14 protein-coding genes are annotated in these 13,245 nt (G+C 31.2%); 8 read left to right on the plus strand and 6 right to left on the minus strand.

Annotation, left to right across the window (positions count from 1 at the left end; all coding sequences use genetic code 11):
• Position 1 precedes the first annotated feature (1 nt).
• Genes IMZ30_RS07960 through IMZ30_RS07975 form a run of 4 tightly spaced genes read left to right on the plus strand, consistent with a single transcriptional unit; the run spans position 2 to position 3,988 of the window.
• Positions 2 to 811, plus strand: a complete 810-nt coding sequence (locus IMZ30_RS07960) for a sulfotransferase domain-containing protein (protein WP_207037789.1) — start codon at positions 2 to 4, stop codon at positions 809 to 811.
• Positions 799 to 1,797, plus strand: a complete 999-nt coding sequence (locus IMZ30_RS07965) for a sulfotransferase (protein WP_207037790.1) — start codon at positions 799 to 801, stop codon at positions 1,795 to 1,797. The genes IMZ30_RS07960 and IMZ30_RS07965 overlap by 13 nt, the downstream gene beginning before the upstream one ends.
• Complete coding sequence (locus IMZ30_RS07970; RefSeq protein ID WP_207037791.1) at positions 1,794 to 2,771, plus strand: glycosyltransferase family 2 protein; 978 nt, start codon at positions 1,794 to 1,796, stop codon at positions 2,769 to 2,771. Before IMZ30_RS07965 ends, IMZ30_RS07970 begins: the two co-directional genes overlap by 4 nt.
• Positions 2,768 to 3,988, plus strand: a complete 1,221-nt coding sequence (locus tag IMZ30_RS07975; RefSeq protein ID WP_207037792.1) for a glycosyltransferase family 4 protein — start codon at positions 2,768 to 2,770, stop codon at positions 3,986 to 3,988. Before IMZ30_RS07970 ends, IMZ30_RS07975 begins: the two co-directional genes overlap by 4 nt.
• Before the next feature lie 1,023 nt (positions 3,989 to 5,011).
• Here the strand turns inward: IMZ30_RS07975 and IMZ30_RS07980 are convergent.
• The 6 genes from IMZ30_RS07980 to IMZ30_RS08005 all read right to left on the minus strand — a co-directional run bounded on the left by IMZ30_RS07980 (position 5,012) and on the right by IMZ30_RS08005 (position 8,763).
• Positions 5,012 to 5,329 (minus strand): type II toxin-antitoxin system RelE/ParE family toxin, encoded by a 318-nt coding sequence (locus tag IMZ30_RS07980; protein ID WP_207037793.1) that lies wholly within the window; start codon positions 5,327 to 5,329, stop codon positions 5,012 to 5,014.
• The gene (locus IMZ30_RS07985) at positions 5,330 to 5,554 is read right to left on the minus strand and encodes a hypothetical protein (protein ID WP_207037794.1); all 225 of its coding nucleotides are present in this window, start codon (positions 5,552 to 5,554) and stop codon (positions 5,330 to 5,332) included.
• Between the two features lie 202 nt (positions 5,555 to 5,756).
• Positions 5,757 to 6,842, minus strand: coding sequence for a hypothetical protein (locus IMZ30_RS07990; RefSeq protein ID WP_207037795.1), 1,086 nt, complete (start codon positions 6,840 to 6,842; stop codon positions 5,757 to 5,759).
• A gap of 349 nt (positions 6,843 to 7,191) precedes the next feature.
• Positions 7,192 to 7,596 carry a DNA-binding protein gene (locus tag IMZ30_RS07995; RefSeq protein ID WP_207037796.1) on the minus strand — a complete coding sequence of 135 codons (405 nt, stop codon included), beginning with the start codon at positions 7,594 to 7,596 and terminating at the stop codon, positions 7,192 to 7,194.
• Between the two features lie 524 nt (positions 7,597 to 8,120).
• Entirely contained in the window at positions 8,121 to 8,522 is a 402-nt protein-coding gene (locus IMZ30_RS08000) for a PIN domain-containing protein (protein WP_207037797.1), read from the minus strand.
• A 1-nt stretch (position 8,523) separates the two neighbouring features.
• Positions 8,524 to 8,763 carry a hypothetical protein gene (locus IMZ30_RS08005; protein ID WP_207037798.1) on the minus strand — a complete coding sequence of 80 codons (240 nt, stop codon included), beginning with the start codon at positions 8,761 to 8,763 and terminating at the stop codon, positions 8,524 to 8,526.
• A 934-nt stretch (positions 8,764 to 9,697) separates the two neighbouring features.
• Here IMZ30_RS08005 and IMZ30_RS08010 point away from each other — a divergent pair.
• The 4 genes from IMZ30_RS08010 to IMZ30_RS08025 are packed head-to-tail and all read left to right on the plus strand — an operon-like array spanning position 9,698 to position 13,245.
• Positions 9,698 to 10,732 (plus strand): glycosyltransferase family 2 protein, encoded by a 1,035-nt coding sequence (locus IMZ30_RS08010; RefSeq protein ID WP_207037799.1) that lies wholly within the window; start codon positions 9,698 to 9,700, stop codon positions 10,730 to 10,732.
• Positions 10,732 to 11,595, plus strand: coding sequence for a glycosyltransferase (locus tag IMZ30_RS08015; protein ID WP_207037800.1), 864 nt, complete (start codon positions 10,732 to 10,734; stop codon positions 11,593 to 11,595). The genes IMZ30_RS08010 and IMZ30_RS08015 overlap by 1 nt, the downstream gene beginning before the upstream one ends.
• A gap of 6 nt (positions 11,596 to 11,601) precedes the next feature.
• Complete coding sequence (locus IMZ30_RS08020; protein ID WP_207037801.1) at positions 11,602 to 12,495, plus strand: glycosyltransferase; 894 nt, start codon at positions 11,602 to 11,604, stop codon at positions 12,493 to 12,495.
• Positions 12,496 to 13,245 (plus strand): Stf0 family sulfotransferase, encoded by a 750-nt coding sequence (locus IMZ30_RS08025; RefSeq protein ID WP_207037802.1) that lies wholly within the window; start codon positions 12,496 to 12,498, stop codon positions 13,243 to 13,245.

The following is a 13,245-nucleotide window of genomic DNA, read 5'->3' on the forward strand; positions in this document are numbered from 1 at the left end:
AATGAATAAAATAGGCCTTTTTTCTGTACCACGCTCAGGTTCAAGTTGGCTAGGAGAAATAATGAATAGTTCTCCTGAAGTTCTTTATAAATTCCAACCCAATTTTGCCTATTCATTTTCATATTGTTTAGATGAGCATTCTAACCTTAGTGAAATTGACAATTTTTATAATCAATTATTAGCAACCAAAGATGCTTTTGTAAATGGAAAACTTAGTATAAGTGGCCAAAAGAGAGAGTTTCATTTCAAAAAAAATATGCCCGAAACACTTTTATTTAAAGAAACACATTACCTAAATATTTTACCCAATCTTCTAAAAGTATCAGATACCAAAATAATTGGCTTAGTTCGCTCACCTTTTGCAGTAATTAATTCCTGGCTTAAAATCCCTAAAGAGTTTGATCCGAGTTGGAATGTAAAAGAAGAATGGTTAAATGCAAATAAAAAAAATGAAGGAAAATCAACCCATTATTTTGGGTATAACAAGTGGAAAGAAGCCACGTTTTTATTCCTAGACTTAAAAAAACAGTATCCAGAACAATTTTATTTGGTTAATTATAAAAATTTAATCACTGAAACACAAAACGAAATTAAGCAGCTATTTAAGTTCTGCGATTTAGAATATACAAGACAGACAGAAAGCTTTATTGAGCAATCAACTTCATCTACTTCAACAGATGCTTACCATGTTTTTAAACAAAAAAAAGACGATTTGGATTGGAAAAAAACATTACCTAAATTCATAGAAGATGGTATTAATGCTGATGAAGATTTTAATAAACTTAATCAATCATTTAAATGGAGTATTTAAAAAATCAAAACCTAACTTTTTTATTATGTAGTGAAAGAAGTGGTAGTAATTTCATTACAAAACTGCTTAACAATCATTCTAAGATCTGTGGTCCATCAACAAAACATCTCATAAACCCTGTGGTAAGAAATGCTTTTAGATACCAACCCTTTAATCTAAATGATAATTGGTCAAAGTTAATTGATGATATTTTAAACCTGTTTAAAGTAAGTTTTTCTATATGGAAATCTGATTTTACAAAGCAAGAATTACTTAGAGAAATAAATGTCGGCGATTTAGATCGGTTAATCTTATATTTTTTTTCAAAAGAGACAAGAGCAAATTTCAAACAAAACTGTTTCATAAAAGAAATTAAAACATTCGAATTTTATGCATATATAAAGCATTTTTTCCCTGAAGCTAATTTTATATATCAAGTAAGGGATGTTAGGGATATGGCTTTATCTTGGAAAAAAAATCAAACTCATTATGGAGGTATCATTGCAGCTGCTAGACAATGGAAAAATGATCAACAACAATACCTAAAGATTAAAATGTTAGAAGATATCAATCATCAAATTATTTCTATCACTTACGAAGACTTAGTTAGTGATACCAAAAATACTTTAGAGAATGTATTAAAATTATTTGACCTTAATTTTGAAATTGGTATGCTTGATATGGGGAGTGATGATTTAACAAGTAAAAACGCTAAACAACAGAAGGCTTGGGAAAACCTTTCAAAACCCGTCATGAAAAATAATTTTAATAAATTTAAATCTCAGCTATCTATCAAAGAAATTCAATATATAGAGAAAATCGCTTTCTTTGAAATGAAGCAGTTGGGGTATAATCCTGAGAATTCGTGGGATCAATTAAAATCTATTGATAGTCGAGAAATTGAAGCATATCACCAATATGAATTAGCCCAACTTAAATATAATCCAGTAAAGGGCGTCATTGATAATATGAGCGCAAAGAAAAGATTTTACCAGCACTCAAAATGAAAACAAATAAGAAGAGAATAGCAGATTTTAACCAGAACGATTCAACCAATAAGCCTTTAGTAAGCATATGTATGCTTACTTATAACCATGAAAATTTTATTCGAGAGTCTATAGATAGCATTTTGATGCAGCAAGTTGATTTTCCTATAGAAGTATTGATTCATGATGATGCGTCTACAGATAATACACAATCTATTTTAAAATCTTACCACAATAAATATCCAGGTTTATTCAAATTAAAACTTCAAGTTAAAAATCAAAGAAGTAAATTCGGTGGTGGGATGAATCCACGTTTTAATTATCCAAGAGCCAAAGGAAAATATATAGCATTACTTGAAGGCGACGACTACTGGACAGATTCCTTGAAATTGCAAAAGCAGGTGGATTTTTTGGAAGCAAATGAAGCCTATAGCATGTGTTTTACGCGCTTTCAAACAAAAAATGAAGTTTCTGGTTTAATTGAAAAAGATAATAATGGTCATTATTTTGTAGGTCATGAACAATATATAGATTTTAATTTTGAAAAATTTTATAAAGGTTGGCATATTGGTACTCAAAGTGTCGTTTTTAAAAAAAATCCAGATGTTTTAAAAAGTTTTCATGACTATAAAATGCCTAGGGATGTGCATCTATATACTGAATTGTTAAAACATGGAAAAGGTGCTTGCTTAAAAGACTTTTGTGCCATGTACAGGATAACAGGTAAAGGTGTTTATACGTCTATTAGCAAAAGAAATCAAATTAAAAAAGGCGCAGAAGTTTATGAAGATATATATCTATTAAATAAAGATAATCCTTACTTAAAATTAAAGTATAGAAAATTTTTAAGGCCTTATTTAAGGCAATTATTGGCTAGTAAAAAACCATTAAGTTTTATAAAAGAAGCTTTACATTGCTACCAAATTACAGGCGATACATCCTATTTAAAACAAGATTTGAAATTGTTCTTAAAAACCATAAAATCTAAATTTTGATTTACTTCAAACTCAAAGTTTTTCCACAAATTTCAGAGACCTTTATTGTTTCTAATTTGGTATATGCCAAGCAAAAAGGTTTTAGTATTAAGATTTATACTGATAAGTATTTGGGTTTAGAAAATTCATCTCAGGCTACTTTATTACACAAAAACAAGATAGAAGCAGATGTAATAAAACCTATAGCATTAAGCCAATCTTATTGCAAAAAAATTTTACAAGCTGCCAAAATGCTACTTAACCTCAGAGTTTTGTTGGCAATTATACCCTATTATAAACTTAAGCGAAAAAAAAATTTTAGTCCGCTTATTAGCTTATACCAATACAAAGCACTAAAAAGTAATTTAATTCATGTACATTTTAATAATGCTTTATCTACGCTTTTAGACCTAAAAAAAATTAGATTTATCAATCCCAAGTGTATCGTGACCTATCATGGCTATGATGCTTTTTTAAATGATAAAGAAGACTTTCAGCGTATATATGGAGATTTTTACCGCTCTAATGTTGTTGCCGTAACCACAAATTCAAACTACTTAAAACAGCAAGTAGTTAATTTGGGAGTCGAGCCAAGTAAAATTGAAGTAATTCCCATAGGTATTAATTTTAATAAATTTAAAGGAAGTGCCAAACAGCTTAACAATCATAAAACTATTCAGCTTTTAACAGTTGGGCGTTTAGTTCAACTTAAGGGGCAAATTTATGTAATAAGAGCAGTTAGAGATATTGTTAATCAGGGTTATAAGGTGAAATATACAATGATAGGAGACGGTAATTACAGAAATGTTTTAGAAGAAGAGGTTAACAAACTTAACTTATTTCAATACATAAATTTTGAAGGAGCAAAATCACAAGATGAAATTATTTCATATTTACAAGACTCAGATGTATTTATGATGCCATCTACTTATGATAATGCCACTGGTAGGAGAGAAGCCTTTGGACTAGTATCATTAGAAGCCCAAGCAGCTGGATTACCCGTTATAGGTTTTAAATCTGGCGGTTTTCCTGATACGATAATTGAAGGAAAAACAGGCTTTGCAGTAGAAGACCGTAATCATCATGCATTAGTACAAAAAATAAAACGACTAATTGAGCATAAAGACTTTTACCATCAAATGTCAAGCGCTGCAATAAATCATGCAAGTCAATACGATTTTAAATACACCACACAAAAGTATTTAGATTTGTATAAAAAGCATGGTAGTAGTATTTAATTGATTGTCTATAATTTTTAGTCTATAGTCCATAGTCTTTAATTGAAAGTCGAGAAAAGACTTTTTAGCGACTCACTGACAACAAAGCTATAAGCCGAAAGCTATAAGCAAAAAAATGCCTAGAGCCTTTTGCTTAAAGCCTAGGGCTCATAAAACGATTCACAAATCACAAATCACTGACAACTGATAACAGAAAACTGACAACTAACAACTGATAACACCTTTTCATTCCCGTTCAACTGGTCAACCAGTCACGCATCACGAATCACAAATCACTGACAACTGAAAACAGGTTCTCGATACATTTTTTCTTTCCACAAGGTTCCAAGAAAAACCACTCGAACTGACAATAGGTAACTGATATAAGCTGTAAGCCGTATGCAAAAGCGCCTAAAGCTTATTGCTTAAAGCTAAGAAACGATTCACGAATCACTGACAACTGATAACTGATAACAGACTATGAACATCCTTTCATTTTTTCCATTGATGAAATCCCGAAGTTTCGGGAGAAACAAATCCCTAAGCATCGGGACTAGGCTTATGAAAACTAAGCTAAATTTTTAGTTCGGTCTCTAAATTTCAGAAACTCATTCCATTTTACAAATGGAACTCAAACAGTCTGAAATTTTACGACCCCATCACGTCAAATTTTACGCTGATTTTTCAGTAGGTCGTTTGGAGGTCTACGGTAAATTGAGATGTTAGAGTTACACTGGACGAAAAACTAACAACGCTAAACAAAAAATGAGAACCGACAACCGATAACACCTTTTCAGTCCCGGACAATTGGTCAACCAGTCACGAATCACCAGTCACGAATAACTAATCACGATTCACAAATCACGAATCACTGATAACAGAAAACAGAAAACCGAAAACCGAAAACCGATTTTACTACTACACCACTATACCACTACACAAAAACGCCTAAAGCCTATCGCTTAAAGCCTAGAGCTGATAATAAGAATCACTGTTCACTAAAAAGTGAATACTGTTTTTTATTATGCGATATTGGTAACTAGCTTATTTCTTACGATTTATTTTTGCTGGATATTGTCGAGTGTCAAATACATCAGCAATTCTGATAAAGCCTTCTTTTTCATTTATTGAATAGATCAATTTATAATTTTTATAAACCAAATATCTATATTCAATTTTTCGATTTTGTAACCGGATTTCTTTTTGTCCGATAAAAGGAGAGTTTTTTAAATATTCAGATTCTAAAATAATTTCACGAACAAGTTGAGTTGCAATTTTTAAGCTTGCTTTTTCTCTATAGTATTCAAAAATAACATCAAGTTGGCTTTCGGCAAAATTAGACCAAATTACCTTTAATTTCATTTACTCATATTTAGCTAATAAGTCTGAAGTTGTTTTGAATCTCTTATTTTTAAAGTCAGATTCAGATTTTTCTATACGCTCATTTAAATCTTCTATGCTCATTGAATCATGAAGCGTATTTTTCTTCTCTTTCTTTAAGAGTTTTTCAAGACGTTCTATAGCTTCTTCACTCTGAATTTTTAAAAATTCTTGTACAAATTCTATTTTTCTTGTTTCCAAATCCATTATTCGACTTTTAATCAAATATAATGAAATTTCGATTTAAAATTTTAGTTAAGATATATTTTCTGTTTCTAGGACCCAATAATCGAAATTTGACTACACTATTACATAAATCACTTAAAACAGGTTACTGCTATACGCTATAAGCTGTAAGCCGTAAGCTATAAGTAAAAAAATGCCTAAAGCCTAGAGCTGATAAAACGAATCACGAATCACCATCTAAATCCATCGCTTTATAGAGTAAATCAACATGGGCTTGGCGCTCTGCGGTATGAGCTTTATCGTAAGTTTCTGTTACAGAAAGTAGTTTAATGAGATAATCTTGACGGTTAAACCATTCTCGAAAAAGCGTATCTTTAACCAAAATTAGTTTGTCTTTTTCATACATGCGGCGGTAGAGATAGCTGATGCAAATTTTAGTTTTATGTATTTCTGCATAAGTCTTAAATAGCAAGTAAGCCTTTGCTGTTTTAAAAATTTGTTCAGGAAACTTAATATCCTCATCTTTAGTATTTGTTTCCGGCTTAATAATTAGAAGAGCTACAAAAGATTTTCTTAAAATTTGTAGATGATCTTCGCAATCTTCAAGTTGATATTTAAACACAAAATGCTGTATAAGTTGGTCATACCAGCGTAAACAGGCATTTTGAAATTCGATTAACTCACTTTCATTTAATAGTTTAGGATTGAGGTGATATTTAAAATCTCTAAATAAAGGCTTATATCTATTAAGATCTAAATCTAAATTTTCTAATGAAAAGTGATTGAGTAAATTTTCAATAATCATACTTTTCAATATTTTTAAAAAACGGTCAAATAGAACTTTTATCTCTTCATCATCTATTTCATTGCGTTTTAAACGATTCTCATAAAGATAATATTCAAAACCTTCGCTATTTATATCAGGTTTGTTTATAAGTTGGTCTGTAATATGCATTAGGCTTGTACGACTAGTTAAAAAGTTGTAGTAGTCTGATTGCGCATCGGTAAGTATAGTATCTAGAGCAAAGATTTCATGTTCTGCAAAAGCCGTTATAGGAGAAGCAATAGCATCGTTAAAAAGCTTAGCCATGAATTTCCCTTCATAAAAATAGTTTAAATAGTCATATTGATTATCAATAGAATCGGTCTCTTCATAATCGTAATACGTGTCTATCTCATCAATATAAAAACAATACGCAATTAAATTCTTCACGAACTGTTGTGCGATGCTTAAGCGGTTTCTTTTGTAGTCTTCTAGTCGAAAACTTAAAGTTTCTTCAAAAGGATTTTGGTTGTAAGGTATTATCATAATCAGCCTTAATTAAAAGCCTAAATATACTAAAATAGTGTATGAGAAAACGTGGTAAAAAGATGGATTTTTTTAATTTGAAGTCATTTAGTTGGTAAAAACCCAGAAAAAAGAGACCAGAAATAAGGCTGTTATTTGAAAAATAACCATAAAGAATTTATTAAAATCAAGCCTTTTGAAAGAAATTAGGAAAGCATAAGAGCTTATTTTTTAAGCACAACAGCTTTTTTGACCAAGTTGAAGAGCTTCGATGAAGAAGTACAAGAGCTTTTAAGGACAAGTTGAAGTACTTTTACACCAAAAAAGCCGATGCAGAGCATCGGCTTTTGAAAGTAAAATTAATTGAAGTTTATTCAGCCTCGTAAGCCTTAATCTGAAAATCAAGTTGATTGATTTGCTTTTGAATTCTTGATCCAGGGCGGTAATTTAACTTCACGCGCTTCAAATTACTTCGGTTTACATCTTCAGGTAAATCGCTACCTTCAGAATTTACGCCGATTTGAAAGTTTCCTAAAATGCCCAGTTGTACCACGCGGCCTTGTGAAAGCTCATCTAACATGTTATGTACAAAGGCATGTAAAACAGCAAGGCAATCAGGCTCACGAACAGTAGACTGATTTGAAATAAGATACGCTAAGCGTTCAAGGTTGGTATTACCGTTTTTTACGGCTTGTAGGTAATAGCGTTCAGGCGCTTCTAAATCTCTTGGGTTTTTCTTCGCTTGAACTTTTAATATTGGTAATAAATTATTCATAATACAATACTTAAAAATTAAATTAAAGGCTTCATGTTTTTCGGTGAGCGGGTTAGCTTATTTAACCAAATTATAAAGGAAGCCCATGCCTTTATAAACTTGCTCAAGATAGTGGTGTAATGCTAAGTCATTTTTCGTGTTTTTTAAATTCAAGGCTAAATTACAGAAAGACTTAAGGCGACTTAGAGCGAGATTAACGAGTTTTAACGCCAAATAGAAGAGTTTACTCAGTTATTTATCTAGTTATTGATTATCAGTATGTTAATATGTTTTAGGCTGTTGTTTTAAACCTCTCAATTAGCTTTAGAATAGTTTTTTTAACGCATTATTGTCTCAATAGGCTGTTTAGGGTTAGGTTTTGAACTACTTTAAGCGAATATGCGTATACTTAAAAAGGCTATAAGCTATAAGCCGTAAGCAAAAAGTGCTTAAAGCCAACTACACCATTCACGATTCACGATTCACTGGTTACTGATAACAGACTAAAATCTATGTTTAACATCGAGCGGAGTCGAGATGTGATTTTATCTAGAATACCAATTTTCGACTTTCAATTCGTTTAAATTTTTAAAATCTTTTGTATTATCCGTAACTAAAGTTAATTTATTTACAATTGCAGACACACCAATCAATAGATCAAACTCATCGTGCATTGGTGTTCCGTTTTTTCTCAATCTTACTTTTTCTTTAGCATATCTCTCTGTACAGCCATAAATTGGAATTATTGATAGACCTTGAACAAATCTATCAACTGCTTTGTGAGATTTTTTTGAGTTTTTGCTATTTTCTGCACCAAACCTTAATTCAAAAACTGTAATTTCAGAAATGTAACAATTTTCTAGTCCTTTGTCTTGTATTATAATATTGTAATCTAATAATCCACGTAAAAAGAAAACACAGATATTTGTATCTAGTAAATACTGCATGTTAAAAACTTAAATCCTTATCTCTAAACTTTCTACTGTCGCGTATTTCTTTTATCAATTCATCAGCAGTTTTGTCATTATCAAAAGCTCCAAATGATTTAAGAAACTCAGATTCTTTTGATTTTTTTTCTTTTTTTAAGGACTTTGTTAGTTTTTCAATGAGTTCGATCTTAGTTAATGGATTTAATCCTTCAAATAGTTTCGAATAAGTATCGATTATATGTTTATCTGTTATGGTCATTTTTATACCAAAGATAATATTTTTATTGAAAACGTGATTATTACATTATCGCCAACAATAGAAAACTGACAACCGAGGCTTCGATACATTCCGACGAAAATGTCGGAACACTCAGCCACCGATTATAACCGATAACAGAAAACTGAAAACAGAAAATAGAAAATAGAAAATAGAAAACCGATTTTACTACTACACCATTATACGATTACACTATTACACAATTCACTAATAACTAATCACGATTCACCATTCACAAATCACTGACAATACAAAACAGCTATAAGCCGTAAGCTTTGAGCAAAAAAAGGCCTAGAGCCTATTGCTTAAAGCCTAGAGCTGATAAAACGAATCACGAATCACAGAAAACAGGTTCTCGATACACTTTTTCTTTCCACAAGGTTTCAAGAAAAACCACTCGAACTGACAGCAGACAACAGATTACTAAGCCCTAAGCTTTGAGCGAAAAAAGGCCTACAGCCTATTACCTAAAGCCTAGAGCTCATAAAACGATTCACAAATCACTAATCACTGACAACCGATAACAGAAAACTGAAAACAGAAAACCGATTTTACTACTACACCACTATACGATTACACTATTACACAAATCACGATTCACTATTCACAAATCACTGAAAACTGAAAACTGAAAACAGTCAACACCTTTTCAGCACTAGTCAACTAGTCAACCAGTCACGATTCACGGCTCACTGAAAACAGAAGACAAAAAACAGAAAACCGATTTTACAACTACACCACTATACGATTGCACTATTACACAATTCACAAATCACGATTCACGCTTCACTGGTTACTGATAACAGAAGACTGACAACTGAAGACAGAAAACTGAAGACAGAAAACTGAAAACCGACAACCGATAACTATTAACCGAATTTTTTGTAATATTGCGTTAACTAACCAAACCATACACATGCGAGAACAACCACTGGTCTCAATTATTATTCCGACTTATAATCGCGCGCATCTCATTGGCGAGACGCTGGATTCTGTGTTAGCCCAAACCTACCAAAACTGGGAATGTATTGTGGTTGATGATGGCAGTACTGATGATACAGATGCCGTAATGCAAAAGTATTGCGATAAAGACTCACGCTTTAAATATTACCACCGACCTGAAGAACACTTGCCAGGTGGCAACGGCGCCCGGAATTATGGGTTTAAGATGAGCTCCGGAGAGTATGTGAATTGGTTGGATAGCGATGATTTATTTTCTCCATATTTTTTATCAAATAAAGAACTTGAGTTTTTAAACGGGAATTTTGATGCTATTGTTTCCCTGAGTCAAACTTTTAATAAAATTTCTGGAGATGGTTCAATTTTGTGGAATATTCTACCTGATAATAAAGATCAATTACAATTAAATAACTTAGTAAATGATTTTCTGAAACAAAATATGCTATGGCCACCGATAGCAATAGTTTGGAAAAAAACGTTTTTCGATAAAAAAAAGGATCTATGGAATGAACATTTGAAATCTTGGCAAGACTGGGAATTCCATATTAAAATGCTCTTAGAAAAACCAAGTCTTCATTTTAAATCTTGTGATATTGATACCTTTTATCGCATTGATAGTAGCGATAAAATTTCAACTAAGGCAAAGGATAAACAATTTTTCATAAATCTTAAAAAAAGTATTGACGATGTTATTTCACTCATAAAAAGTAAAGCTTTAATAGTTACTTTCTCTTCTGAAATTAAGAATCTCATCGCAAGGGTATTAATAAGGCTGCCAATTCAAAATGGCTACTATAACTTTTCACTACTAAGTGCTTTAAAGTATACATTTACCTTAAAATCTTTATTTCCTATAAAATCATTTATTTTAGAATTAGCTAGACAATATTTTATCTTTAGAAAAATAAGCAGTTTTCTTTATCAACCTTACAAAGAAAAAATCAAGTTTGATACTACATTTATGAAATTAACCAAAGAGAATTTAAAATAATGAACGGGATTTCAGTCATTATATGTTGCTATAATTCAGAACAAAGAATTAAACCAACGCTTGAGCACCTTAACTTACAGCAAACTAATTTTCCTTGGGAGTTGATTATTGTTGATAATAATTGTTCAGATAAAACGGTACAAACAGTTAACAACTGTATACAACAAATGCATCAACTTACTGAGCGTACGAGCATTGTTAAAGAAAGTAAGCCAGGTTTGAATTATGCTAGATCAAGAGGTGCAAATACAGCTAAATATGATTTAATTCTATTCTGTGATGATGACAATTGGTTGAATGAAAGTTACCTTCAAAAAGCTTATGATTTCCTGAAAGATAATCCTGACTTTGGGATTGTGGGTGGAAACGGAGTAGAAAAATGTGAAATTGACCCACCAAAATGGTTCGATAAATACAAATCTTTATATGCGATAGGATGCAGAAATGATGGTGAAGTATCAAATGTTTATGGTGCAGGAATGCTGCTAAAAAAAGAGTTACTTAGTGGTATTAATTTTAATATGTCTGACAGAAAAGGAGACAGCCTTGCCTCAGGCGGAGATAGTGAAATATGCTACAATGTAATTAATAAAGGTTATAAAATAAGACAGTTGTGTGATAACACTTTCTATCATTTTATTCCTAAAGAGCGCTTAAAGACTACTTACATCTATAAAATGTTTTATGCGGTTGGTAAAACTAGGAAAGAGTTATATCAAATTTCTCCAAAGCACTATAAGCTATTTAGTCCTTCTTACAGGCTTAAGAAAGATGTGAAAAATTTATTTAAAGCTTTACTAAAATTAGATTGGATAGGTGTAAGGTGTAATTTTTATTCTCTAAAAGCCTATTGGTTAAATTAAATTATAATGAAAAAAATTCTCCTATTCTCACCATTATGTAAACCTAAAGCGGTTTTAGAAGTTTCGCTTCCTTCTTACCTAAATTTGAAATGCCAAGGTTTTACTTATGATATACTTTTGTATAATGATAATAATATTGAGGATTCAAAACAATATACAGATAACTTCATCTCACAACATGATAATGTCAGTTTGTTACCCAATATTTTTGATGAAAATTCTGCATACCAGAAACATAATTGGAATATCAGTTTAATAGATCGTATCAGTGCTATTAAGAACAAAGCTTTAGAATATGCCTTAAAAAATAATTATGACTATATTTTTTTAGTAGATGCAGATTTAGTCTTAAACCCAAACACCTTAATAAGCCTAGTAAACGCTCAGAAACATTTTATTTTTGAGATTTTTTGGACTATGTTTACAAATGCACATTATTATAAACCCAATGCTTGGGATTACCATTCTTGGGTGTATGATACTCCCGAAAGTATTATTAAACTCAAAGAGCCAAACGTTTATGAAGTAGGTGCCGGTGGCGCGTGTACTTTAGTGAGTCGAGAGCTTTTAGAGCGTGGCTTAAATTTTAATAGATTATCTAATATGCGATTCCCTGGAGAAGATCGTCACTTCTGCACTAGAGTTCAGGCTTTAAACGAAAAAGTGTATATCGATACGCATTTTCCAGCATTTCATATACACAATCCAAAGCTTGTAGACGAGGCTAAACTATGGTATAGCAATGGAGCAAAACCTGAGTTTTTTAAATCTTGGCTAACTGATGAATGGAAAACTAATGTTAGGAGAAGTTTTGAAGAGCCAAAGAGTAAAATAGGTCAAATAAAAAAGGGCTTTTATTTGGCAAGAAGGGCTTACATCAATTACTTTAAAAAATTATAAATGGCATTAATTAATAAAATCTTAAACCGATATTACAAATATTTTGGCTCTAGAAGGTACAGAAAGTTTGTAATTATTGCACGATCTAGAACAGGAAGTAACTTGTTAAACAGTTATTTAAACAATTCCTCTCAAATAATAGCAAGAGGAGAATTGTTCGGCAGAATAGGTGATAAGGACGAAAAAAGAATATGGACTGATATATATAGAAAATATAGTTCACTGGTTTGTTGGGTAGGTTTTAAATTGTTCTATCAGCATCCTGTAGATTCAGATTCGAAATTTGTTTGGAATCAAATTAAAAAAGATCAAAGCATATTAATTATTCATTTAACAAGAGACAATAAAGTAAGAGCTGAACTGTCTAGGTTAATTGCTTTCAAAACAAAAAAATGGGCAGCTAATACCTCTAAGCCTAATTTTGAAAAAGCAATATTAGAAGATAAAAAAATTAAATTAGATGTTGATTCTTTTCTAGACGAAATTCAATCAGTTGTGAATTACGAAAATTATATTAGACAAGAATATTCAAATCATAAAATAATTGAAATCACTTATGAGCAACTTACTAAAAACCCTAATAAAACAATAGGTGAAATTAGAAAAGAATTTGATATCGATAGCTTTAAAATTAAAACACCTTTAGCTAAACAAAACACTGAAAGTATTGAAGATTTAGTCATCAACTTTGAAGAGCTTGAAAAGAAATTATCGGGTACTCAATTTTATTCTAACCTATCAGAACTTTAA

This window comes from Psychroflexus sp. ALD_RP9 (genome assembly GCF_017311165.1).
Classification (GTDB): domain Bacteria; phylum Bacteroidota; class Bacteroidia; order Flavobacteriales; family Flavobacteriaceae; genus Psychroflexus.